Origin of the sequence: Bartonella sp. TT67HLJMS, assembly GCF_042193375.1 — a bacterium.
Taxonomy (GTDB): Bacteria; Pseudomonadota; Alphaproteobacteria; order Rhizobiales; family Rhizobiaceae; genus Bartonella; species Bartonella grahamii.
The window spans coordinates 86,696-110,396 of record NZ_JBHILP010000007.1 but is presented as its reverse complement, the minus strand read 5'-3'; the positions used below and the strand labels follow the sequence as shown (position 1 = coordinate 110,396).

Genomic DNA, 23,701 nt, shown 5'->3' with positions numbered 1-23,701 from the left:
CGAGCTGCTGCTACTTCCGAGTCGGACAGGTTGTGTCGTGCTGTGGGCAGTGGTTCTTTGACCCTTGCGGGGCGCCCCGAAATCATGGCCGACCAACCTCTTTTATTGCAAGGGTTTCGTGGTGAAATCAATGGTCCATGGAAAGCCGCGACCGTCACCCACTGCTATGAGAAACAAAGCGGATACACAACAGAAATCACCTTTGAGGCACCAGACAAGGGAAAGGAAAGCAACAAAGAATAGAGGCTGGGCTGGTTGCCCAGCCAACGGGGATAGTTTTGCGACAAACCCGTCCGACGTAACACAACTCAATATCGCAGCCACTTCTTATCACTTAAAGCAATGAGAAGATGGCTAATATAGATGAAAGAGTGTTAAAAAATGATGGATGCACTTTGTAAAGAAACATTAAAATCTGTTGATCCTATAGAACCAGCTGCTGCTTATATTGGTGGCAAAATCAAGTTGGCGAAGACGATGTAGTAGCGATTTCGGTATTTTAACATATAGTAATAAGAGAGTAAAAACATATAAATAGAGCACACTGCAAACGGAAGCATCACAAACTCTTGTTGTAATATTCTCATAAGTATAGCATGTTAGGCAATCGCAAATTATGGAGAATTTATGAGTAATATTCCTATTTATCCTGTTACCCCAAACCTGCAGTTGGTATACGTATCAAATGTGGAGCATTCTACTGCTTTTTACAAATTCATCTTCAAGAAAGAGCCTGTATTCATCTCACCACGCTATGTTGCATTTGCTTCTTCGGGTGATGCACTCTTTGCTATCTGGTCTGGGGGCGATGCACCTGAGGAAAATGTGCCTCGTTTTTCAGAAATCGGCATTATGTTGCCTAAGGGAGAGGACGTAGATAAGCTATATGCGGAATGGCAAGAGCAAACCACCGTTGAGATAAATGTCTTGAAGGAACCGTATACTGACATTTTTGGACGTACCTTCCTAATCAAAGATCCCGACGGTCATATTATTCGTGTTTGTCCACTAGATTAAAAGTCTTAGACCCGATCTTTAATTGCCTGAATTATAATAATTGTCTGTTTCCAAAATCTATAAGCTATGCACCCTAGAGGCTTACTTGCGGCGCGTGGCTTATCTGTTTGGTACTGTTCCATTACACTTTCAGCCCCACAACCTACCTATTCCCACAGGCGGTCTAATTGGTTTGGGAATCGGGCGGCGTTATTGCATGGATAGTGATCAGTAACTGTATCAAAATTATTGAAGGCATTCTCCATCGCACTTATGCTGAGCCTTTTTTTGAAATGGGGGGAATATTCTTCAGGCGGAAATTGATTCCCTTATATGAAGTCATCAATGATCGTTCAGGCGATGTGGTGAATTTTTTCGGGTGTTGCAACGCCATTGTCACCCTTTTATGGAGCTGTTGGAGTTCCAGATAAGCAACCGTGAGGCGTTTCAGCGTTTCGCTCTACAAGATCCAAACACCCTGACGGATTTAGAGCGGGCTTTGCGGTTTTTATATCTGCAGCGGTTGAGTTTTTCTGGTCAGGTGGCAAAGCGGATATTTGGAGTTGATCCACATCGTGGTGCATGGGTTTGACTCTTTCAAACCTGAAGCCTTATTAAAGCTTATTTACCGGCGCTTGGCAGGTGTGATCATTGAATATTTAGATTGGTTTGACTTTATCAAGCGCTATGACTGGCCAAATACCTTGTTTTACCTTGACCCGCCTTACTTTGGCGTTGAGGATTACTGTGGAAAGGATTTGTTTAAGCGGAAAGATTATCAGACGATGTCCAAACTGCTTGCACAATTAAAGGGGAAGTTTCTTGTGTCTCTTAATGATGTGTCAGGGATGCGAAAAACCTTTAGCCAATTTAAGATAAAAGAGGTGAGTATATCTTATACATGCGGTTCAAAGAATCAGACTCTGGTTCAAAAGCTCATCATCTCAAATTGTGATTTTTAGAAGAAGAGAAAAAGATTCATGAAAGGGGCTTTAAACGACCTTTGAAAGGTCTTTGAAGACCCCTTTAAAAACTCTTTGAGAAAAAAATAAATTGGTACAAAGCCTAGTGTCAAAATATAAAAAAACCGCTGGCAAGCTACACCGATGACAAACTAAAACTACACAACAAAAAAAGTAATGGTAGCGGAGGAGGGATTTGAACCCCCGACACAAGGATTATGATTCCTCTGCTCTAACCTACTGAGCTACTCCGCCAAAATAAGCAATCATACAAAATAAGCAATCATAATTGTAAAGAATTACATCTTTTGCGGATATAAGGGGTAGAATAGTAAGATGTCAAGCATCGTTTTTAAGCTTTTCTCTTGTCATTCTATTTTATCCTCGATATGTAAAAGTATAATTTTATATGATAAAGTAGGGTAAGGCATGAAAATGGTGCCACGTGTAGCGGTTTTAGGATGCGGTCATTGGGGTGAAAATCATATACGGACACTCCATTCTCTCGGGGCTTTGGCAGCAGTCTCTGATATTGATAATGATCGTGCTGCTAGTTTTGCAACGATGTATGGTGTAGAGCTTGTTACACCAGATGATCTTTTTACGCATCGAGATATTGATGCGCTGGTATTAGCACTGCCGCCACAATTGCATACGCAAAATGTGCTCCGTGCTGTTAAAAATGGTAAAGATGTTTTGGTGGAAAAACCAATAGCCTTGAATGTTTCTGATGCTAAACGCCAAGTTCAGGAGGCTGAGGCTTATGAGCGAGTTTTTATGGTGGGCCATATTTTACGTTTTCATCCGGCTTTTGAAAAAATGTGTGAATTGGTGAAAAACGGAGAAGTGGGAGATGTGCGATATATTTATTCTCATAGATTAGGCTTTGGAAAATTTCACACACACAGCGATGCTTTATGGGATCTTGCGCCTCATGATCTCTCAATGATTTTGGCGTTGACAGGGTGTGAACCTTCCGAAATTCGCGGTGAAGGGGCTGCTGTCGTTGATCAGATTTCTGATTTTTCTCATATTCATATGACTTTTCCAAATGGTGTGCGTAGTCATCTTTTTACTTCACGCTTGAGTTCTTATCGTGAGAGACGTTTAACTGTTGTTGGAACAAAAGCTATGCTCGTTTTTGATGATATGGAACCGTGGAGTCGTAAATTGGCAATGCACTATTTTGCCGTTTGGAAAGAAAATCAAGAGTGGGCTTTTAGCATGGATGAGCTGAATTATATTGATGTTTGTGAAGATTTGCCGCTTACTTGCGAATTACGGCACTTTCTTCATTGTATTGAAACGCGTCAATCACCTCGTACAAATGGTGATGATGCTATTGCGGTTTTACGGATTTTAACAGCTGCTGGTGTCAATTATGATAGATAAAAGAGATAGGTAGCGCTTTTGCATTCTTGTGATGATCAATGGAGTTAATATGCAATTCATCGACCTTGGGGCGCAGCGTGCGCGTATTGAAGATAAAATTAATTCTGCAATTGCACATGTGGTCGCTAGTGGTAAGTATATTTTGGGACCAGAAGTAACAGAATTTGAAGAGAAATTGGCAGAATATCTTGGCGTTAAACATGTGATTGCATGTGCTAATGGAACAGATGCTTTGAAGATGCCTCTTATGGCTAAAAATATTGGTCCAGGGGATGCTGTGTTTTGTCCTAGTTTTACATTTTCAGCAACGGCTGAAGTGGTTGCTTTGGTGGGGGCTAAGCCTGTTTTTGTTGATGTTTTACCTGATACATTCAATATTGATATTGAAAAACTTTCTCACGCTATCGAAATGGTAAAAAAAGAGGGACGTTTAAAGCCAAAGGCTATTATTGCTGTTGATTTATTTGGGCTTTCTGCTGACTATGTGCAAATTGCTCAAGTGGCAGCAAAGGAAAATCTTTTTGTAATTGAAGATGCTGCTCAATCTATGGGTGGAAGAAGCGGTAATACCATGTGCGGTGCTTTTGGTGATGTGGCTGCTACAAGTTTTTATCCTGCAAAACCATTAGGATGTTATGGCGATGGAGGCGCTATGATGACCAATGATGATCATTTTGCAGAACTTTTACGTTCTATTTTGTTTCATGGTAAAGGTGAAACGCAATATGACAATGTACGTATTGGCATGAATTCGCGCTTAGATAGCATTCAGGCTGCAATTTTACTAGAAAAGTTTGCGATCTTTGAAGATGAAATGGAAAAGCGTGTAGAAATTGCTCAACGCTATTCCAATGGCTTAAGAGATATTGTTACAGTTCCAGAAATAGGAGAAAATATTCGTTCTGCTTATGCACAATATACGATTAAGGTAAAAGAACGTGATAAATTAAAAGATTTTTTACAAAAAAATTCTATCCCTACAATGATTTATTATAAAACTCCTTTACATCAACAGCCAGCTTATAAACACTTTCCTTATGTAAAAGATTCCCTTTCTGTTTCAGAGTCTTTAGGAGAGTGTGTTTTAAGTTTACCAATGCATCCTTACTTGACACAAACGGATCAGGATATGATTATCCAAAAAATAAGAGATTTTTATCACTCTTGAGAGCGTATTTTTATCCTTAAATTATGGTCAAAGCTCTATTGGTGACTCATCTTAGAAGGTATCTTTTGTTAGAGTGTGTGACCAATGTTTTTGGTATTATTTGCTTTCTAGGACCTATGAAATGTTGTCCTTTAGGGCGGTGATATGATTAGCAAGTGGAATCTGCTAGACAAGAAGATGCTTTTTAGCAGAACGGTATGGGTTAAGAAATTTTGTCCTTTAGCTTAGCAAGAAAGTCACGTTTAATAAAAAGGATTGGGGTTATGAAAGTTACAATGAACCTTTGTTGGTTTTACTCTTCATTCAAGGTGTTTTAAAAGATAACCTATTTAACGGGGCTTTTGGAGAGACAAGTGATTTTTTTGCGAATACGTGATGCGAGGTCATTTTTGCTTTTTGATTTTTGAATCAATGTATTGATGGGTGATGTATTCCCCTCTTGTAGCGCTATTTGAGCTGCCAATGTTGCTGCAAGTTCTTTTGTTTCTTCACGGAGTTCTTCCAGCAATTGGTGGTTAGCAGTCGTGTCAAGCTCATGAGTTTGGATTTTTTGTAAACGTTGCTGATAGTGTGCGATTTTTTCACGCATCATTTTTCTTTCCTTTGAAAGTGTGTATTGTGGCGAGATTTTGTTTGATTGCTATCGCTTCTTTGGTGAGAGTGTCTTGTGTGGGGAGGCATAGCCGATAAAATTGTTCTGTTATTTGGCTCAGTTGTATTTTTTGTTGGGCGTATTTTTTTTGCAAAAACTCGTACTTTTGTTGGTTGTTTGCTAATTCTACAGCATGTTGTGCACGAAGAAAATCGTGATTTGCTTCTATTTCCGCGAGTGATAATGGCATTTGCGCACAAACATCTTTATACGCAAAATGAACGGCTTTACGCCAAATAAAAGGAGACAAAAGGACCAGTACCCAAGAAGTGAAAGCAACTCCAAGAATAAAAAAAAGAAACGATTGAATAAGCATAATACCCCTTTTCAAATAAGAATACGTTTAAAACGGATTCCATGTCGGTCTAGGTGTTAATTTTAAATATCCTATATTGATACCAAGGCGTGCGCCGATTCCTGTACGTATTGGGATTAACAAGGTATTATGGTATTTGAGGACATGAAAACCAACACCTGCAATTAAATAGGCCGAACCTGAAATACCACCATAGCGTTTCCATAAATTATTTATGCTATTAAGGTTGTAAACTAAGATCATTAAACGGGAGCCTTGGCCACCAAAATCCCATCCTACTGAGGGACCTTGCCAAAAAACTTTATGTTGACCATAGCTTTTGGTAAAAACTTTTCCTTCGCCATAGGTTAATCCAGCAAAAAAGGCACCAGAAGCTTCTTCTCCTAAAATATAAGCATTGGGATAACCGTATTGTGAAAAAATATTTTGAATTGCAACAGCCAGACCACTAGCTGTTTTTCCAAAAAAAAGATGACCAGAATCAATAATTTCTTGGAGTGAATAATGGGGTTCGTTTTGCTCTATTGGTTGTAGTTGAGCATGTGCAGTGTTTATGGTGATGAATAAAAGGAGGATTAAAGATATAATATTTTTGTACCAGTATTTGAGCAGAGAGAGAGCCATGAAGTTTTCTCCTTTTATTAGTGATAAACAAAAAGATAATATTAGAATTTTCATTCTATTCAAATAAAAAATAAGATATAAGGTTATTTAAATTCTTGAATTTATTTCTGAAATTTTTTTAGCATGATTGTTAATGTTTCCTATTATGCATCAGATATTAAGAGTTTTTCTTTAAAATAAAGTTTGTTTTTTTGAATCTAGGAGTTTTCAATCATTATGACGTTAGATATTTCTTTGAATCCTACGGATCTTGCTGCTTTGCTTTGTAGTCGTATTTGCCATGATTTGATCTCACCTGTGGGGGCTATTCAAAATGCAATGGAGCTTTATGATGAAGGAGGAGCTGAAGAAGATGCTTTACAATTGGTGCGTTTATCCGTTGCGAGTGCTGCTGCACGTCTACAATTTGCGCGATTGGCTTTTGGTTTTGCTGGTGCAAGTGGAGGACAAATAGATACACGGGCTGCAGAGCAGGTTGCTCAACAATATATGAAAGAAGAAAAAGCAACTTTAAAATGGCAAGCTTCTTCTTTATTGTTACCAAAAGATGAAGTTAAACTTTTGCTTAATTTATTATTGATTGCAAACGCGACAGTTTCTCGTGGTGGTGAAATTGTTGTTATGATTTTGCAAGAAGAAAATAAACGTTCTTTTCGATTTGAGGTTTTCGGTAAAACTCTCCGTATACCCCCTCATTTTCTTGCGTTATTTCGTGGAGAAGTTCAAGAAGAGCTTATTGATGCACATGTCATCCAATTTTATTACACAATGTTACTTTCTCAGATGACAGAGATGAAAATAAATATTGATGAAAATGATCATTGTATTGTTTTAGAAAGTGAAAAAAGCTTTGAATAAGAGAGAAGCGCTTAAGCCGTGTTGGGAAAAGTGGCTTCGATTGAACTTATGAGCAATAGGGTTATATATGTAAATTCTGTGTGGTTACTTCTTAAGCTTTAAGCGCTTTCTATATGAGATTCTTGGTGTGCGAGTTTTCTACTTTTAACAGAGAACAGATCTCGGGAAAAAATCTCGGCCCGCTACACTCCGAGATTTTACAAAGTGCATGTTCACTGCTTAAGCGGTTTTTCGTACGTTCTCTTCAACTGGATCACGTAATACATAACCACGTCCCCAAACTGTATCAATGTAATTTACACTAGAAGAGACTGCTTCCAATTTTTTCCGCAATTTACAGATAAAAACATCGATAATCTTTAGTTCTGGTTCATCCATTCCACCATAGAGATGATTGAGAAACATTTCCTTGGTAAGGGTGGTACCTTTGCGTAAAGAGAGAAGCTCTAACATTTGATACTCTTTTCCGGTTAAATGAACGGGGCGCCCTGCAACTTCGACGGTTTTTGCATCAAGGTTAACAGTGAGATCACCGGTAACAATAACCGATTGTGCATGTCCTTTAGAACGACGAACAACTGCATGGATACGTGCAATGAGCTCATCCTTATGAAAAGGCTTTGTCATATAGTCGTCAGCTCCAAAGCCAAAACCACGGACCTTGTCTTCAATGGCATTCATACCAGAAAGGATTAGGACAGGAGTTTTTATTTTTGCCAACCTTAGAGTCCGCAAGACATCATACCCTGACATGTCAGGGAGATTCAGATCAAGCAAAATGATATCATAATCATAGAGTTTTCCTAAATCGATACCTTCTTCACCCAGATCAGTGATATAAACATTAAAGTTAGCTGACTTTAACATTAACTCAATGCTTTGAGTAACTGCTCTATCATCTTCAATTAATAATACGCGCATTTTAGATCCCTCACTTCGCTCCTTCACGAATCATAAGGAGCATTTCTATTTTATAATCAGTTAGCAAAGCCACTGTTATAAAAACAATTCATGAAATCAAACACTTATAACAAAGTGTTTATGTATATTTCAGTAGTACGCGTAACAATCACTACTAAATTCCCCACTATCCATGATAGTGGTTAACAAAATATTTTTATTTTTGAAAGAGGCTACAAAATTATTTTAGAAAAATCGCATATTTTTTAACATAATAAAAAAAGAAGGGCTTTTTCTATAAACTTTAACTTAAAAAAATTTGTAAAAGAGCATTATAAATTACTTTTTTACAATTTCAGTGTTTGTTTACTGAGCTTTAAATCTCTTCATTTTATAATGTGGGGAAAAGTAAAGAAATAGTTATTGCTCTTTAAAGCAGACTGTATTTTCAGACGCTTTAATGAAAGGCGAAATATTATAATTTCAAGTCAATAGACTGTTTTTGTTGGATAGACATATAACTAAAAGATATTTATTGGGTGTAAATGCGAGTTTTGAGTTGGCGCAATCAAGGAGTAGTGAGTATGAAGCCACGAGAAAATATGGTGCGATTGAGGATGTTTCAAGTGCGTGGAAAACGCCGTGAAATTGCACAGCTTGAGATGATGATCGCAGAATTTGAACGAATGGTGTTAGAGCTGGAAGCACAGATTACTCATGAAGAACGTAAATCTGGAAACAATGATGTTCACCATTTTGCTTATTCTGCTTTTGCGCGTGCAGCGCGGCAAAGACGTGATAATCTGATCAATTCAATTCGTGATTTACAGCTTCAAAAAACAAACGCTGAAATTGCTCTCCATGAAGCTAATACAGAGCTGCAACGTGCACAGCTTTTGGAAGCACGAGAAAAGAAGATTGCTGCGGATGATGAGGATATTTTGATTCAATCTAATTCAATGGTTGGCTAATTTAACGGTTGGATGATAAAAGCAATTATTGAAAAATCCATTCTTTTAGATTTATCTTTTGGGTATAGTATAAAACAGCCAAATTTTTATCAAATTTGGCTGTTTTATAAGTTTTTTTATGTTATCGAATCGTAATCAATGGCAACTTAATGCCTGTAGTTTTGAATCTTGGTCGTTCGTAATCCCGCTAAACCGTGTTCATCGATCAAACTTTGCCATGAAAGAAATTCTTCTACAGTCAAAGTATAACGTTGGCACGCTTCGTCAAGACTTAACAATCCACCTCTGACAGCCGCAACAACTTCAGCTTTGCGACGAATCACCCAGCGTCGTGTTGTTTGCGGCGGTAGGTCGGCAATTGTAAGCGGACTTCCATCTGGCCCAATAACATATTTCATTTGTGTTTTTATCAAATTGGTCATTCGTATCCTCTACCTTTAGTCAAGGACTTGATTCGTTTATAGAGCATGAAATTTAAAAAAGAGCTAAACGCGCTGAAAGAAAAAATTAATAAAGTGATTGAGCACGTAAAAAGAAGCTTAAGTGAAGTGTGTAGAAGAACTTCTTGTAATATTTTTCAGATTTTAAAAAGAGCAAAAAAGGTTTTCTCCCAAACGATTGCCATTATGCCTTATTTCTATCATTCTTTTTTTGTTTGCAGCAGCCTTTAAGAAAGTAATGCCTATGGTTGTGGAAAAGATAAAAAAACAATATAAAGACAATCAATCGTGTAAAAGTGCTGAAGAGCGTACATCAAAATGTTAACATATGGGTAGCCATTAAACAGAGCATTAAATAGAGAATGAATACATGTTTTTAAACAGTCTTGATTTACCAGGGCAACCTGAGGATTCTCGCATTGTTGTTGCAATGTCGGGGGGGGTTGATTCATCGGTTGTTGCAGGTCTTTTGAAAAAGGAAGGGTATAATGTTATTGGCATTACGTTGCAGCTTTATGATCACGGGGCAGCAACGCATCGGGTGGGGGCATGTTGTGCAGGACAAGATATTGAGGATGCTCGCCGCGTTGCAGAAACATTAGGAATACCGCATTATGTTCTTGATTATGAAAAGCGTTTTCGCGAAGCTGTTATTGACCCTTTTGCAGAAAGCTATGCTCATGGAGAGACACCAGTACCATGTATTGCATGTAATCAAACGGTTAAATTTGCTGATTTATTAGCAACAGCACGTGAATTGGGGGCAGATGCTTTGGCTACGGGACATTATATTCGTTCGCGTTCCCACGGAGCGCATCGAGCACTCTTTCGTCCTCTCGATAATGATCGTGATCAGAGTTATTTTCTCTTTGCAACGACACAAGAACAGATTGATTATTTGCGTTTTCCACTTGGTGACCTTCCAAAAGCCCGCGTTCGTGAAATGGCAGCAGAAATGGGATTTGTGGTTGCCAATAAGCATGATAGTCAGGATATTTGTTTTGTTCCACAAGGAAAATATTCAGATGTTATCGCAAAACTGCGTCCAGAAGCCGCTAATCCTGGCGTTATTGTCCATATTGATGGAAAGATTTTAGGTAAACATTCGGGAATTGTTAATTATACGGTTGGTCAACGGCGTGGTATTGGGGTGTCAACGGGTGAAGCGCTTTATGTAGTTTATCTCGATGTGGAAAATGCACGTGTTATTGTTGGACCGCGTGAAATGTTAGAAACACATAAGCTTTTTTTACGTGATGTGAATTGGCTTGGTGATGAGTCGTTAGATAATTTCCCTTCTCAAGGTATTGAGGTAGCTGTAAAGGTGCGTTCAACGCGTCCTCCTCACCTTGCGCGCTTACATTATAAAGAAGGTATTTTTTCCGTTGATTTATTGGAATGTGAAAATGGTGTGGCACCAGGGCAAGCTTGCGTTCTTTATGATGGAAATGGTCATGAGGCGCGTATTCTTGGGGGAGGATTTGTAACACATTCAGAACGTGCGGCCGATACTGAAATGATGTTGAAGCGCGTTTTATGCAATCTTGAAACAAAAGATTCTGTTTCCTCTGAACTAAAACAACAGCTTCATAAAACATAGTTGATTGATTTATAACGATAATTTTCAACCTTAAACTTGAATGAGAGACTTCCAGAAGGTTTTTTCATTGAGAGTTTGTTTTATGATTGGATCCATCAAAATTATGTCTTTTGCACGTCATGAGCGGGGTTAGGGGGTGGAAAGTATTGATAAGAAAAATATAAAATGTTTTTTAATCAATGCTTTCAAATGCTAGGGAACAGCAACATTATTGGGACTGATAGATAACATACAGCATCGGATATGTTTTACAACTTAAAGTGTTATCATCTTTAGTGGTCAAAGTTGGTAAAATGGGCAAGTGCAATACCTGAGGCTGTGGCAACATTAAGGCTGTCAAAACCGTTAGTCATGGGAATACGTAAGGTTTTTGATTGTTGTAGTATATGGGGCGGTAAGCCATCGCCTTCTGTTCCAAAAATAAGTGCCATTCTTTTAGTTTTGTTGGCTTGCTTGAGAGTGTGTGAAGCAGAAGGGGAGAGTGCATAAAGATGAAAGTTTTTATCCTTTAGAGCAGCTATAATGTCATTTATATCAGCGTTTTGCGTATAGGGTACTTTTAAAGCAGCGCCGGCAGAGACTCTTATTGATTTACGATAAAGTGGATCGCATGAGGTTTTGTCGACAATAATGCCATTGCTGGCAAAGGCTGCTGCATTACGAAAAATTGATCCCATATTATCGTGATTCGAGATACCACATAAAACAAGAATCAAAGCTTTTTCTGGAAGATGTTGTAGAAAACTTTGTAAGGATGGCAGTGTTTTGCGTTTACCAATACCCAAGACACCACGATGAACATGGAAGCCGGTGATATTATCCATGACTTTTTGTGGAACACAATAAATGGGACATAGAGGCTGTGTTTTTTCTAAAAGCGGTAGAAGTCCAGAGAGACGGTTTGCTACGATGAGCAGTGAGATGGCAGAAAAATCTTTCGAGTGCAGTAATGCGGACAATGTTACTTTGCCTTCAGCAATAAATTGATGTTGCCGTCCAACAAGATCTTTTTCACGGATATTATGATAGGCTTTTAGGCGTGGATCATCTGTTTCATTGATTGTTATGATATTCAAATGCATGCGAGATTTTTAGTGCTTTTTTCTTATGATTTCCAGATGTTAGAATTTATTTTATTTAAAAAAAAAGAGATAAAAAAACATTATTTTGAAACTTATGGTAGAATTTATGTTGACAATATACAACCATAGGTATAGTATAAAAACACTGGTACGGAATCATATATTTTTCTCGTATCGGGTGCAGTGTCTTGGGTCCCCGCTATTTCCCAAGTTCTGTATGCCCTTAATTTCTAAGGGAAAAGAATCTGGGTCCCCAATGCCCAGATTCTTTTTTTGAGGGTAGTCATTGTTTTTCTTTATTTATATCTCAATTTTTTAGTAAATCACATTTCAAAATGCAGTTGACCTGTAAGGTTACAGTAGAGTGCTAAGATATTTTTCTAGGGTTCAAAGATGGCTTATAGATGGGTTATAATGCGCATCATAAGACTGAAAAGTAATGCATGATCATGATACATTTGAGCAAAAAAGTTTTTCGTTTATGAGATGTGAGATGGCTTTAAGTTATTCAGAAAACGATTAATAATGAAGGTGATGTGTTTGATTGCTCTTGGGAAAGCTCTTTGTTTATTCTGTTCCTCTCTTCTTCCTTTATTGATTCTGTTCGTGTAACTGAGCAGTTTTTACGATAATAATGTGAGCTGAAGCGTTTATTGTATGCTGAAGCTTTTGTAATATTGAGGAAATATTGTCGATATGCCAAAAGTATAATTATATGGTTGAAAATATTAATCCCTTATTTCGTGAAGAAAAGGATGAGGTTCATGGATGTAAAAATCAATATACAAAGCTTAACTTTATACTCTATTTTTATTGCGTGTATTGTTTTTGCTTTGAAATATTGGGCATATCACATCACAGGTTCGGTTGCACTTTATTCTGATGCATTGGAATCAATAGTTAATATTCTTGCGTCATTGGCAGCATGGTGGGCTGTTAAAGTGAGTATGAAGCCAGCGGATCAGGATCATCCCTTTGGGCATCATAAAGCAGAATATTTTTCTGCCATTCTTGAAGGGATACTCATTATTATTGCGGCAATTGTTATTTTAAGAGAAGCATGGATAGCTCTTTCTACCGTTCAATTATTGCAGAAGCCTGGAATATGGCTTGTTATTCATCTTATTGCAACTGTCATAAATTGTATGTGGGGAATGGTCCTTATTTGGCAGGGAAAACATCATCGCTCACCGGCTCTTAAAGCTGATGGAGTCCATTTTATAACAGATGTTTTTACTTCGCTTGCAATTATAATTGGTCTGATTGCTGGTTTTGTAGGAGGATGGGGAGTTTTAGATCCAATTTTAGCGATAATCGTTGCCGTTAATATTCTCTTGCAGGGATGGAAGGTGATTAGAAATGCTGTTCAGGGATTAATGGATGTCGGCGTTGAATTGAATGAAAGCATGCGGATTCGGGAGCTGATTTCTGCAAATGCATCTGGTGCGCTTGAGGTTCATGATTTACGGACGCGTGTTGCTGGGAGGGTTACTTTTATAGAGTTTCATTTGGTTGTGCCTGCTGTAATGCAGGTAGGAGAAGCACATAAAATTTGTGATAAAATCGAAGGTGTTCTTCAAAAAGAATTTGATAATGTGCGTATTTCTATTCATGTCGAGCCTGAAGATGAGGCAAAATTGCCTCCCGGTACAACGGTGATCCCTTTTATATAAAAAGATTTTTTTCAAATTGCCTGTCATGTTATGGAGATTGTTTTTTATGATGGGGCGATTCATACCTCTCGAAAATACAATGAATCTCTTTCGTTGATTTAATTTTTGCATCAATCAATTATAAAAGGTTAAACAGAGTATTTAAGGCAAGATTTATTCTATTTCGTTAAAATACTGTCATTTAAGGTGGGGGGAGATAAGGCATATAAAATTTGATCTATTAAGTGTTTTTAGAGTGTGGAGTAAATATTCAAAATAGGGCTTGCCGATGTATTCTTGTGTAAGTGAATCTCATGAAATGGTTAGCCGCTTAAATTCACTTAAGAGAACGGATTGTTTACAGACTGTTGGGAGTAGATGTTTCGTTTCTTAGGGCAAAGAAGAATGAAGCTTTCGTAATAAGTTTAATGAGATTTAATTATAAATTTTATATAAAAGTTATGAATAGAATTTTAAAGTTTGTGATCATAGATCAATCATCATTATTGTTGCTAATAAATGTGTTGTTTTACCGATAAAATGTGTTCTGTTTTAAATGTTCTTTATTGCATGAAGGATAGGGGACACATTAAAGAATGAAAAAACAAAAAATAATGCTCATATCTCTACTCTTTAAAGGATATTATTGTCGTTGCTTTAGAAAATCGCAAAGCTGAACTAAAGAATGATGCTAAAGATAGAAACTGGTTTTTAATTGATGCTTTCATATTTTCATTCCAATCTAGCATCAAAAATTTTACAATGACGCGTACAGTACTGGTGCATCCTAATCATAAATATGCTGCTATATCAGAGCTATTTTAATGTATAGACAACAAGAAAAAGCAAAGACTTTATGAGGAAAATAATGCTATAAAGTCAAAAATTTATACGCAATAAATTAGAGAGATAGATCGAATTTTTATAAAATACTTTATGAGACAACAACCAAACATATCTGGCTTTACTTTTACTTATTTTTACAAACGTTCGTTTATGTCTTTTGCGTTATATTCATAAAGATCAGATTAGCGGTTATCTATAGATAACTCTTGGTTGAGAATATGAAAGGAAAGCGTGATACTATAGTAGAGTTTTGCCTGTCTTTATCGTTTAACCAGTAAAAGTGATCCCAAATCTGTGATTTTGTCACAAGTGATTTTATCATACCTATAAACGAAGTTAGATGTTTACCTGAATAACTACAGTATATATTTTAAGAATAGAGAAGATATTTCATATCACTATGATGTTATTAAAGAGCTCTTAAAACAATGATTCCTGGTGTTTTTGCAACATAATCCATAAAAGGAGAATCAACGACTTTTTCGTTTGCTTTTTGTGAAGAAGCATTTCTTAACATTGGACCTTTATCTGTCATGATAAAGAAGCCCACGTGTGTTACATCCAATCCAGCAAGTTTTGTATAAATACCAATAAAATCACCAGACTGTAAACGACCTATAACCTCCTCATTAATAAAGTTGCTTGGAATATATGTTATCGTGCGTTTCACAACTGGCAACCCAGGTAGATAGCTTCCACCATCAGCTTTTTTGTTGAGATATTTTTCTATTTTTACCGCATGGGGACTTATTTCAGCGGTAATATCAGTGGCGAGTTTATATTCTCTATAAGCCCAGTCTGTAAAAAAATGTTTGCGATTTAAAAAATGAACATTACCGTTAATATAACGCGTTTTTATGACGTTATTTATGAATTCTGTTTGGGATGTTGATTTGCGTAATGCTTCAACATAATCCAGATAAGTGAAGCAATCTAAGCCTCTAAAATCAATAATCAGTTTTTCTGGTGTATTTTCTGAGCCATGTAACATATTTGCTTGGTAAGGTGTCCCTAAAAAAGCTTCAGAAAGAAAGTCAATTAGTGCCCCTTTTTCCTGATAATTTGTTTCTGAACGTTTTTTGAGAAGAGCATTTAGTTTATTTAGAGTATAAGGATCTAGTTTTACGTTGTTTGTTTGTTGTGTTTTTATTTTATTTCCTAAAATACTCTCTTGTGAATCAGAATCCTGAACATCATATCCTGTTACCAATATTAAAATGAGAACTAATAGAGATATTTTTCGCATTCTATATACCATTTTTGCATTAACAATTCATGACTAACTATTTCTAAAAGTGCTATTTTTTAAATGCGTATCACGATCATCATTAGATTTAACAGTAGCATATAATCATTAAGAGCATCAATGAATATAAAGATATAATCATGGTTTTTAAGGTTACAAAAATTGCAAGCGATATGAATAGTTTCTAAGATTATAGAATTAAAGAATATTTCTCTATAATATACTTATTTTTTAAATAAAATGATTGTCAGATAAATACTTTTAAAAATATGATGAGCTTTTTGCATTGTTAAGCTATTTGGGTGATGCTGCTTTAACCTTATAGCACATTCTGAGGGTAAGAAAATTCTTTAAGAGCTTATCTTTTAAAAGGTTTCAATTGCTATAGGATATCTAACGTATCAAATGGAATTGAGATTCCTGAAAACGGTGGTATGAGAAGGGGAAATGATGTCTGATAAAATCTATCATAATGTCTCTAAAACTATTGGAAATGCTCTGTGTTTCATGAAATTTTGTTTATGAGTTGGTCGCACAAATATTTTATTCGTATAATGCAAAAAAATATTTTTATGCTTTGACAATGATATACCAATTAAAGATATACTAATTAAAACGTAATTTTATATTTTTATCTTGACTCTTACTTAAATTTTTACTTTGTTATTATTTTATATATGACAAGTATATGGTATAGAATACTTTTAAAAGGAAAAGGGAGTAAAAAGATAGCGGGGGAGTAGTTGTATGCGTAAAATAGTGTGTATGTTATGCAAGACCAAATGCTCAATCCGAATTTTGTTCAGCGTGGGCTCGTTTTAGTGTTCATCACTTTATTGTTAGATATTCTTGGCATTGCGATCATTTGTCCTGTTTTGCCTGAATATTTTTCTCAATTAACTGGAAAAGATGTCAGTACATCTTTTGTAGAAAGAGGAAAATTACTTGCAGCTTATTCAGTGATGCAGTTTTTGTTTGCTCCTGTTATTGGCAATCTCTCTGATCGTTATGGTCGTCGTCCTATTTTGCTTCTCTCTATTATCTGCTTTGCTCTTGATAACCTCATATGTGCTATAGCATGGAGTTATTCTATGTTATTTATCGGGCGTCTTTTGTCAGGGATGAGTGGTGCTAGTTTTGCAACTTGTACAGCTTATCTTGCGGATATATCCGATGATAAAACCCGTACACGCAATTTTGGTCTGTTAGGCGTTGCATCCGCATTGGGGTTTATTTTAGGATCGTTTATTGGTGGTTTTTTAGGTCAGTTTGGTCCGCGTATTCCGTTTTATTTTGCTGCTGGTTTTTCACTCATTAATTTTATTTTTTCTTGGCTTATGCTTCCAGAAACTCTTTCTCTATGGAATAGGCGCTTTTTTGATATTAAGCGGGCAAATCCCTTAGGTGCTTTTTGGCACCTGAAACAATATCCGATGGTTCTTTGGGTGTTATTGGTCTTTTTTCTTTATTGGTTTGCGGAATCTGTATGGTTAAGCATTTGGTCTTTCATTGCAAAAGAACGCTATGATTGGAGTTCTTTTTCTATTGGGCTCTCCTATAGTGTTTTTGGGATAGGCCAATTTATTGTAGTCGCTCTCATTTTGCCTTATTTTTCTAAACGATGGAGTGATTGGCATATTGTTATAGTGGGGCTTTTGTTTGCCTCCGTTGCTATGCTAGGCTATACATTCGCAACGCAGGGGTGGATGGTTTATATGGTTTGTGCGTGTACAATGCTTGAATATCTTGTTCATGCACCTATACGTGCTATTGCTTCAGCGCAGGTACCAACAAATGTACAAGGAGAACTGCAAGGAGCGATGACATCTGTTGTTTCGTTAAGTTTAATATTTGGTTCTGTTTTTTATGTGTTTCTTTTTGAATGTTTTACAGATAAAAATGCACAGTTTTATTTTTCTGGTGCTCCTTTTGTTGGAGGCTTTTTTCTTCTTGTCGTTGCGACAGTTATTTTTGTCTTGCGGGTACGTTAATTTGTTGAGGGGAGCTGGTACGTACTATTTTGCTAGAGAATGCACAAGATAAACAAAATGCATCATTTTATAGGTAAAAAGCTTTTTGTGATATTGTTTGTATAGTAGAGTCCGTATTTTTTCTATTGCGTGTAAATTAATATCCAGTGCTAATGCAGCAGCATATTGAAAACAAAGATTAAAACGTATCTGCGTTAGATGTATCAGTACTGTGCGAACAATTCCAAATTTTATATGGCAAGTTGGAAGTAAAATATTGCGTATATTTGTTTGCCTCACTTCTGGAATCGAAAAAAACTCATTTTGGAAGAATATAAAGTTGTAAAATTGAAAAACCGTTTCCTGTTTTGCCGTCACTTTTTTATTCGGCTTTGCAGCTTTCAAAACCATCTACGGTAATATCTTTTAAAAAGTAGAGATTTGTTACATGGTCTCACACTTTAGTTTTTTATTCTTTAATAGGAATTATGCTTCTCATGCAAAATAGAATGCTTAAAATTGTATTATGAATCTAATAGTTATTTGAAGGAATAGCTTTCAATGTGTTTGCGCCAATTTCATGATAGTGCCAATAAAGAATATAAGGTAAAAGTCACTGTCAATGGTATAAGATCTGCTGTACACTACTTACTTTACGTATATAAAAGATGCAGCACCAATCATTCACTTTGCTAGTTTCTAATGTTCCGATAGCTCTGAGCTCTTGGTACGGTTAGGTGCTTTACTCTTTTTAAAAATGGTTTTTATCGACACACTTATCTTGCTTAGGGGGAAGCCAATGATTTTGATGAATACAATTCTAAGAGGAGAGGTCATGAGAAAAATTCAAGTTATTCAGTGCTCTCATCTTAGTTGCAAAATGGTAAATAATAACACTTATTCAATAAGTTGTAGGTATACAAATAATATAGTTATGTATGGGAAGATGATATAATTTAAAGGAGAGAAGCTAGAAAGTGAGATATTTTATTTTAAGATATTTTTTTATAATTCATAATGAGATCACAGAAATGCTGAAAGAGGTAGTGGCTATCTTGTGGTCCAGGAGAAGCTTCGGGGTGATATTGAACAGAAAAAACTGGTTTTCCAATGATTCGAATACCACAGTTTGAACCATCAAAGAGAGAAATATGTGTTTCTTGAACATGTTGTGGTAAAGAGGCAGAATCTACGGCGAAACCGTGATTCATCGATACAATCTCAACTTTTCCAGTGTTGAGGTCTTTAACTGGGTGGTTGGCACCATGATGTCCTTGGTGCATTTTCACGGTTTTTGCACCAACCGTAAGAGCGAGAAGTTGGTGACCAAGACATATTCCAAAAATTGGTAAATTATGATCAATTAATGTTTTGATCGTTGGAACGGCATATTGAGCCGTAGCTGCGGGGTCCCCTGGTCCATTAGAAAGAAAAACGCCATCAGGGTTCATTGCTAGAATTTCTTTTGCAGTTGTGTGGGCAGGTACAACAGTAATGCGTGCTTTTTGTGTTGCCATAAGGCGAAGAATATTACGTTTAATACCGTAGTCAATTGCAATGATATGAAGATTGTGCACATTGTTTGTACCGTATCCTTTATTCCAACTCCATGGTTTTTCATCCCATTGCATTGATGATTGAGATGTCACGTCTTTCGTAAGGTCAAGATTGACGAGACCGTGCCATTTTTGCGCACGTTTCTTTAATGAAGGAATATCAAAAATTCCATTAGAATCATGTGCAATGACAGCATTTTGCGCACCTTTTTCACGAATAAGAATTGTGAGCGCACGTGTATCAATACCACAAAGTGCAATAATTTTACGCGTTTTAAGCCATTGATGAAGATTTTCATTGGCACGATAATTTGAGGGATGTGTAATGTCTGCCTTGAAAATAGCGCCAACAGCACCATGACAATTGAGAGGAGAGAGATCTTCAATATCTTCGCTATTTGCCCCTACATTTCCTATATGAGGAAAAGTAAAATTAACGATTTGTTGTGTGTATGACGGGTCTGTGAGGATTTCTTCATAGCCTGTGATAGCGGTGTTAAAACACACTTCAGCTTCAGCGATACCTGTAGCACCTGCTCCTTTGCCTTCAATAACGGTTCCATCTGCTAAGACTAAGAGGGCTGTAGGTTTTTTGATACTCCAAGGGTGGCTGGGTGAAGTCGTTTGTATCATAGTATGTATCCACAATTTATTCTCTGAAAGGTATAATGATCAACTTTACACAAAAATCATACCTTTAACAGATGCTGTGTATATTATTCTGGTAATGTTTCGCTTGAAATAGGCAGTATAAGTACATTCCATGAAGAGGTAAAGTCTTGTTTTAGCTTTTCGAAGATCGAGTCCTTAATTATTTTTTTATCCTCCATTGCAAGATGGATAAAGATTGGTTAAAAGACTTTTTTTCTTGAACAAAATTGGATAAATTTATGTTGCGTAACCAGATTGATGGGGCTCTTAGGGCTGCTTTGAAAGCGCAAGATAGTGCGCGTCTTGCTACACTTCGTTTAATGAATGCTGCAGTTAGGGATCGTGATATCCTTTATTATGATCAAGGGAAGTTAGAAGTGGATGATCAGCAGATACAGTCTGTTTTCACTAAAATGCTTCAACAGCGTGAAGAATTGATGCGAGTCTATAAAGAGTCTGGTTGCCTAGAATTGGCAGAGAGAGGACAAGCAGAAATAGAAGTTATTCGTGAGTTTCTTCCTTATCAACTTAAGGAGATGGAAGTAGAACAGGTTCTCTGTGAAGCTTTAGCACAAACAAAAGCTGAAAAATTACGCGATATCGGTAAGGTGATGGCATGGCTTAAGGAACGGTATGCGGGGCAAATGAATTTTTCTAAAGTGTGCAATAGTCTTCGTAAGAAATTGCAATAGATCTTATTAATTCAAGGGGATTGGGAAATATTTTTTATTGTGCTTCGCCTTTGTAAGTCAGTAGGATTTTGATAAATATCATTTATCTTGTACATACATAATTATTTCAAAAAATATTTTTTTAAAATAAACGAATCTTTTTGGGAGCTCATAGGGCAATAAAAACATCTTTTATGTATTATATTTTTCTGTTCTTCAAAGCTGTTAGATCATTAACAAAATAAAAAAATTATAGAGTCTCTACTTAAAAAAAATCTATTGTCTGCACTGTTAAAAATTTTAAAATAGGATGATTAAGCTAATTGATACAGATTTCTAATTTTGGGGAGTGTGTTGCTGTCTTTTTTGCTGTTTCAAAGCATTTTTTTAATAAAGAGTTGCCGTATTTTTTAGAGTGGTGATTATTCGGTAAGAAATTTAAATGTAGATGATATTTATCAATATGATGTGTATCTTCTTAATTCAAGCGCTGGTTTTAATGATAAGAAAATCAGAACTTTAAAACGTTTTTTCTATAGAAGACATTTTTAAGCTGAGTTGATGAAATGAAAAGATATTTTTAAAATAAGTCTTTGTTTGTAATGTGTTTTGAGCTGATTTTGAAATTCTTTTCTCTGATTAAATCCCTTATAAGCTATATAAAATCTATAAATTATGCAGAATAAAATGAGTAATCTCTATTTGTAGGGATACAGTGGTGAATCTGTTAAAAATAGTTCAGTTAGCAACAATGGCTTACCCGTTAACCGTAAACGGGAACGGCGTGCCCATAGCACACCTTGTTGACCAATATGAATGTAATCGCGGGTTAATTGGTCATGGTTAAATAAATAATGTCCTAGAGGTACAGTTCCCAAATGCATCAAGGCTTGATTGTGTAGGAGGGTTTCTTGTGGAATTACAGTGCGTCCAAGGAGCCAAGGTTTATTATCTCCCATCAATATGATTTCGCGTAGCCAATAACGCGCACTTTCGGGGAGATGCTCTGCTTCGTCTGTTAATTGATCTCGCGTAATAAAACATTCGCGTTGTGGTTGAACTTGGAGGCAGGTACAATATTTCTTTAATCGAAGCGTCATTGAGCCCGATTCCATGAGCCAATCGCGAATATTTTCTGGTATTGGAGGATTTTGATCAGAGAGCCACTTTAGAGGTGGTAAGATGGAATCTTCAAGATCAGACATCATTTTACTCCACATTTAAAGTCTTATTCCATATGTTATGTTGGGCGAACTAAAATAAATAGCTCTATTGTAATACAAGGAGTATAAAAGCAGCAAGATTTTAACAGAAAGATATCAAAGGTCTTTAAAAGAAGATATGCGGAAAATACCTATCATAGGATCATTTTCATTAAAAAGGCAAAATAAGGTATTATGTTTGATCCAAGGCGCTTTCACACAATGCATTACAGAATTTTCTTTATCGCATGAGAGCAATGGGAAAAATGTTTTGTGCTTTAAAATTTGTTTGTAACGCATATAAAAAATCATCTATGTAAGATGATATAAAGAGGAAACTGTAAGAGAAACAAAACTTTATTTTATATTTTGGAAAGTGAAGAGATATTCAAACCTTTTGAATTGAGATGTAAAGAAGATCGTATTCTTTATAATCAAGAATTTTATAGTAAGCATATATTTTTGAAAACTTTAAAATAGATTATATTATTTAAATTGTAATAAATTACTTCATATTACAGAATGTGTAGTTATTTTATAATAAAGTTATATTCATATGTATTTATAGTATATCTACTTTAGATATTCTTTTATTTCACAGATTAGAAAAAATTTCTTTATCATTTTTTCTTACCTTCTCTCTTTACTTCTTAAGAATGCAAAAGAGCTCTTCGATTTTTTCGGTAAAAAAGGTATTATTGATAAAGTGTATAGGCTTTAAGTGCTGTGCGGTAGAATCTTTAATCATCGTTAGTGATTTTTGTAACCTTATGGATTGTTATTACAGTGAGATGAGCTAGATTTGCAGTGAGATGAGCTAGATTTGCGCACACGGTACAAAAATAAGTTCGTATTTCGTTAAAATAACGCAACATATCTCTCCTGATATGCGTAAGTTTATATAGGTATGAAATGGTGCGTTATAAAGGTTTTTACTGCATTTCGTTTTAAAATCGTTTTAAAATACGGTGATGGTGTATGCCCAAAATTGCAGCTTAAGCATCTCACCATCATATCAAAACTGGTAACAACGAGTTACAGGGAAATATTTCAAACTTTTCTAGTTGTTTCCCAGTTTTTTATTGAATCCCTAAAAAGGTGTAAAAAAATAAATACTCTATGATCGAATTTTTTGTCCTATCCATATAAGAATACAGGCTCCTATAAAACCTGAAATAAGATAGCCAAGCCAACCAGCAAAACTTACACCTAAAAGACTAAAAAGAAAGCTTGCTAGCGCAGCGCCAATAATCCCTAAGATAATATTTAACAATATTCCTGTTTGGCTTTTCATAATATACTGTGCAGCCCAACCTGCGATCCCGCCGATAATAATAGCTGCAATCCAACCGATGTTTGCATCTTCCATGATACCCTCCTTTGCCTGAACTTAAATTGTAACTAGAGTAAACTTTATAAAAATCAAGATTTATTCCTTTTTTATCCAGTGGAAAGGATATTTCTGTTAGAAATTTTACTTATTATTTTCCTTTATATTAAAATAATATTCACATTTATATCATAATAATACTTAACAAGCGTAAATATATAACACATTTTAATTTATAAATAAATTAATTATTTGAGAAAATATGAATAAAAGAAGAAAGTATTAGTGAAAATGCTTTAAGAAGTCATAAAGTTTATTTATAAGCTTTTTTAAGCTCTCTCTTAAGTTTAAAAAAACAATTGTGATTAAAGCAATAAGTAAAATGGATATTTAAAAGTTTGGAGCTTGCTAATTGATATCAATGATGTTTGAAATGAAATTAAAACTGTTTTGTTGACACGTTATAGAATGGCTGTATAGGTTGAGCCTCTACCAATCTTGATATAAATGTTGCATTTTTGTGGAGTTTTGCATCCCTTATTAGAGTATTTCTGTTTTTGCTGCTACTGTGGGGCAATTCCTTTTTACAAGGCGAGTTTAGGTTGGAACTATTATA

General features: G+C 35.9%; 19 protein-coding genes, 1 tRNA gene and 4 pseudogenes. 13 read left to right on the top strand and 11 right to left on the bottom strand.

Annotation, left to right across the window (positions count from 1 at the left end; genetic code table 11):
- The 4 genes and pseudogenes from ACFIJQ_RS05825 to ACFIJQ_RS05815 form a co-directional block, all read left to right on the top strand.
- Positions 1-243: pseudogene (locus ACFIJQ_RS05825) on the top strand (late control protein); the annotation flags it as partial.
- A gap of 141 nt (positions 244-384) precedes the next feature.
- A pseudogene (locus tag ACFIJQ_RS08940) lies at positions 385-480 on the top strand (DNA adenine methylase); the annotation flags it as partial.
- A gap of 147 nt (positions 481-627) precedes the next feature.
- Positions 628-1,017, top strand: a complete 390-nt coding sequence (locus tag ACFIJQ_RS05820; protein ID WP_273788019.1) for a VOC family protein — start codon at positions 628-630, stop codon at positions 1,015-1,017.
- 272 nt (positions 1,018-1,289) lie between these two features.
- Positions 1,290-1,958, top strand: a pseudogene (locus tag ACFIJQ_RS05815) (DNA adenine methylase).
- 178 nt (positions 1,959-2,136) lie between these two features.
- Here the strand turns inward: ACFIJQ_RS05815 and ACFIJQ_RS05810 are convergent.
- Positions 2,137-2,213 (bottom strand) — tRNA-Met (locus ACFIJQ_RS05810).
- A gap of 180 nt (positions 2,214-2,393) precedes the next feature.
- Here ACFIJQ_RS05810 and ACFIJQ_RS05805 point away from each other — a divergent pair.
- Positions 2,394-3,350, top strand: coding sequence for a Gfo/Idh/MocA family protein (locus ACFIJQ_RS05805; protein WP_273788085.1), 957 nt, complete (start codon positions 2,394-2,396; stop codon positions 3,348-3,350).
- Between the two features lie 49 nt (positions 3,351-3,399).
- On the top strand, positions 3,400-4,518 hold the full coding sequence (locus ACFIJQ_RS05800; RefSeq protein WP_375629029.1) for a DegT/DnrJ/EryC1/StrS family aminotransferase: 1,119 nt from the start codon (positions 3,400-3,402) through the stop codon (positions 4,516-4,518).
- A 325-nt stretch (positions 4,519-4,843) separates the two neighbouring features.
- Here ACFIJQ_RS05800 and ACFIJQ_RS05795 read toward each other — a convergent pair.
- A pseudogene (locus ACFIJQ_RS05795) lies at positions 4,844-5,486 on the bottom strand (hypothetical protein).
- Between the two features lie 27 nt (positions 5,487-5,513).
- Complete coding sequence (locus tag ACFIJQ_RS05790) at positions 5,514-6,110, bottom strand: DUF1134 domain-containing protein (RefSeq protein ID WP_015856679.1); 597 nt, start codon at positions 6,108-6,110, stop codon at positions 5,514-5,516.
- Between the two features lie 216 nt (positions 6,111-6,326).
- Between ACFIJQ_RS05790 and chpT the strand changes: the two genes are divergently transcribed.
- Positions 6,327-6,968, top strand: coding sequence for a histidine phosphotransferase ChpT (gene chpT / locus ACFIJQ_RS05785; RefSeq protein ID WP_375629026.1), 642 nt, complete (start codon positions 6,327-6,329; stop codon positions 6,966-6,968).
- 219 nt (positions 6,969-7,187) lie between these two features.
- Here the strand turns inward: chpT and ctrA are convergent, their stop codons facing one another.
- Positions 7,188-7,889 carry a response regulator transcription factor CtrA gene (gene ctrA / locus ACFIJQ_RS05780; RefSeq protein ID WP_015856677.1) on the bottom strand — a complete coding sequence of 234 codons (702 nt, stop codon included), beginning with the start codon at positions 7,887-7,889 and terminating at the stop codon, positions 7,188-7,190.
- A 563-nt stretch (positions 7,890-8,452) separates the two neighbouring features.
- On the opposite strand from ctrA, the gene ACFIJQ_RS05775 reads away from it, so the two are divergent.
- On the top strand, positions 8,453-8,839 hold the full coding sequence (locus ACFIJQ_RS05775) for a hypothetical protein (RefSeq protein ID WP_015856676.1): 387 nt from the start codon (positions 8,453-8,455) through the stop codon (positions 8,837-8,839).
- Positions 8,840-8,985: 146 nt separating this feature from the next.
- Here the strand turns inward: ACFIJQ_RS05775 and ACFIJQ_RS05770 are convergent, their stop codons facing one another.
- Positions 8,986-9,261, bottom strand: coding sequence for a DUF1153 domain-containing protein (locus ACFIJQ_RS05770; protein ID WP_015856675.1), 276 nt, complete (start codon positions 9,259-9,261; stop codon positions 8,986-8,988).
- Positions 9,262-9,306: 45 nt separating this feature from the next.
- On the opposite strand from ACFIJQ_RS05770, the gene ACFIJQ_RS05765 reads away from it, so the two are divergent.
- Together ACFIJQ_RS05765 and mnmA are read left to right on the top strand one after the other, a co-directional pair.
- A complete protein-coding gene (locus ACFIJQ_RS05765) occupies positions 9,307-9,510 on the top strand; it encodes a hypothetical protein (protein ID WP_375629024.1) in 204 nt (67 codons plus the stop codon).
- Positions 9,511-9,649: 139 nt separating this feature from the next.
- Entirely contained in the window at positions 9,650-10,879 is a 1,230-nt protein-coding gene (gene mnmA, locus ACFIJQ_RS05760; protein ID WP_273788025.1) for a tRNA 2-thiouridine(34) synthase MnmA, read from the top strand.
- Between the two features lie 272 nt (positions 10,880-11,151).
- On the opposite strand, the gene ACFIJQ_RS05755 is transcribed toward mnmA, so the two are convergent.
- Positions 11,152-11,961, bottom strand: a complete 810-nt coding sequence (locus ACFIJQ_RS05755) for a TrmH family RNA methyltransferase (protein ID WP_375629021.1) — start codon at positions 11,959-11,961, stop codon at positions 11,152-11,154.
- 764 nt (positions 11,962-12,725) lie between these two features.
- Here ACFIJQ_RS05755 and ACFIJQ_RS05750 point away from each other — a divergent pair.
- Positions 12,726-13,634: a cation diffusion facilitator family transporter gene (locus ACFIJQ_RS05750; protein ID WP_375629020.1), complete on the top strand. Its 909-nt coding sequence runs from the start codon at positions 12,726-12,728 to the stop codon at positions 13,632-13,634.
- A 1,234-nt stretch (positions 13,635-14,868) separates the two neighbouring features.
- Here the strand turns inward: ACFIJQ_RS05750 and ACFIJQ_RS05745 are convergent.
- Positions 14,869-15,705 (bottom strand): DUF1460 domain-containing protein, encoded by an 837-nt coding sequence (locus ACFIJQ_RS05745; protein WP_375629018.1) that lies wholly within the window; start codon positions 15,703-15,705, stop codon positions 14,869-14,871.
- Between the two features lie 770 nt (positions 15,706-16,475).
- On the opposite strand from ACFIJQ_RS05745, the gene ACFIJQ_RS05740 reads away from it, so the two are divergent.
- A complete protein-coding gene (locus ACFIJQ_RS05740; RefSeq protein WP_375629016.1) occupies positions 16,476-17,696 on the top strand; it encodes an MFS transporter in 1,221 nt (406 codons plus the stop codon).
- A gap of 24 nt (positions 17,697-17,720) precedes the next feature.
- On the opposite strand, the gene ACFIJQ_RS05735 is transcribed toward ACFIJQ_RS05740, so the two are convergent.
- The gene (locus tag ACFIJQ_RS05735; RefSeq protein ID WP_375629014.1) at positions 17,721-18,086 is read right to left on the bottom strand and encodes a hypothetical protein; all 366 of its coding nucleotides are present in this window, start codon (positions 18,084-18,086) and stop codon (positions 17,721-17,723) included.
- 581 nt (positions 18,087-18,667) lie between these two features.
- Positions 18,668-19,864, bottom strand: a complete 1,197-nt coding sequence (gene carA, locus ACFIJQ_RS05730; RefSeq protein WP_273788030.1) for a glutamine-hydrolyzing carbamoyl-phosphate synthase small subunit — start codon at positions 19,862-19,864, stop codon at positions 18,668-18,670.
- 257 nt (positions 19,865-20,121) lie between these two features.
- Here carA and ACFIJQ_RS05725 point away from each other — a divergent pair, with 257 nt between their 5' ends.
- A complete protein-coding gene (locus tag ACFIJQ_RS05725; RefSeq protein ID WP_015856668.1) occupies positions 20,122-20,574 on the top strand; it encodes a GatB/YqeY domain-containing protein in 453 nt (150 codons plus the stop codon).
- A gap of 677 nt (positions 20,575-21,251) precedes the next feature.
- On the opposite strand, the gene ubiC is transcribed toward ACFIJQ_RS05725, so the two are convergent.
- Both ubiC and ACFIJQ_RS05715 read right to left on the bottom strand, forming a co-directional pair.
- Complete coding sequence (gene ubiC, locus ACFIJQ_RS05720; protein WP_375629032.1) at positions 21,252-21,761, bottom strand: chorismate lyase; 510 nt, start codon at positions 21,759-21,761, stop codon at positions 21,252-21,254.
- 1,111 nt (positions 21,762-22,872) lie between these two features.
- On the bottom strand, positions 22,873-23,124 hold the full coding sequence (locus ACFIJQ_RS05715) for a GlsB/YeaQ/YmgE family stress response membrane protein (protein WP_015856666.1): 252 nt from the start codon (positions 23,122-23,124) through the stop codon (positions 22,873-22,875).
- Between the last annotated feature and the right edge of the window lie 577 nt (positions 23,125-23,701).

Bases quoted from the DNA above. Each gene is read 5' to 3' on its own strand.
- ubiC (WP_375629032.1), bottom strand. From the start codon at position 21,761: ATGATGTCTGATCTTGAAGATTCCATCTTACCACCTCTAAAGTGGCTC.
- carA (WP_273788030.1), bottom strand. From the start codon at position 19,864: ATGATACAAACGACTTCACCCAGCCACCCTTGGAGTATCAAAAAACCT.
- ACFIJQ_RS05790 (WP_015856679.1), bottom strand. From the start codon at position 6,110: ATGGCTCTCTCTCTGCTCAAATACTGGTACAAAAATATTATATCTTTA.
- ACFIJQ_RS05805 (WP_273788085.1), top strand. From the start codon at position 2,394: ATGGTGCCACGTGTAGCGGTTTTAGGATGCGGTCATTGGGGTGAAAAT.
- ACFIJQ_RS05750 (WP_375629020.1), top strand. From the start codon at position 12,726: ATGGATGTAAAAATCAATATACAAAGCTTAACTTTATACTCTATTTTT.
- ACFIJQ_RS05735 (WP_375629014.1), bottom strand. From the start codon at position 18,086: ATGGTTTTGAAAGCTGCAAAGCCGAATAAAAAAGTGACGGCAAAACAG.
- ACFIJQ_RS05800 (WP_375629029.1), top strand. From the start codon at position 3,400: ATGCAATTCATCGACCTTGGGGCGCAGCGTGCGCGTATTGAAGATAAA.
- ACFIJQ_RS05740 (WP_375629016.1), top strand. From the start codon at position 16,476: ATGCAAGACCAAATGCTCAATCCGAATTTTGTTCAGCGTGGGCTCGTT.
- ACFIJQ_RS05725 (WP_015856668.1), top strand. From the start codon at position 20,122: ATGTTGCGTAACCAGATTGATGGGGCTCTTAGGGCTGCTTTGAAAGCG.
- ACFIJQ_RS05775 (WP_015856676.1), top strand. From the start codon at position 8,453: ATGAAGCCACGAGAAAATATGGTGCGATTGAGGATGTTTCAAGTGCGT.
- mnmA (WP_273788025.1), top strand. From the start codon at position 9,650: ATGTTTTTAAACAGTCTTGATTTACCAGGGCAACCTGAGGATTCTCGC.
- ACFIJQ_RS05770 (WP_015856675.1), bottom strand. From the start codon at position 9,261: ATGACCAATTTGATAAAAACACAAATGAAATATGTTATTGGGCCAGAT.
- ACFIJQ_RS05765 (WP_375629024.1), top strand. From the start codon at position 9,307: ATGAAATTTAAAAAAGAGCTAAACGCGCTGAAAGAAAAAATTAATAAA.
- ACFIJQ_RS05755 (WP_375629021.1), bottom strand. From the start codon at position 11,961: ATGCATTTGAATATCATAACAATCAATGAAACAGATGATCCACGCCTA.
- ACFIJQ_RS05715 (WP_015856666.1), bottom strand. From the start codon at position 23,124: ATGGAAGATGCAAACATCGGTTGGATTGCAGCTATTATTATCGGCGGG.
- chpT (WP_375629026.1), top strand. From the start codon at position 6,327: ATGACGTTAGATATTTCTTTGAATCCTACGGATCTTGCTGCTTTGCTT.
- ACFIJQ_RS05745 (WP_375629018.1), bottom strand. From the start codon at position 15,705: ATGCGAAAAATATCTCTATTAGTTCTCATTTTAATATTGGTAACAGGA.
- ACFIJQ_RS05820 (WP_273788019.1), top strand. From the start codon at position 628: ATGAGTAATATTCCTATTTATCCTGTTACCCCAAACCTGCAGTTGGTA.
- ctrA (WP_015856677.1), bottom strand. From the start codon at position 7,889: ATGCGCGTATTATTAATTGAAGATGATAGAGCAGTTACTCAAAGCATT.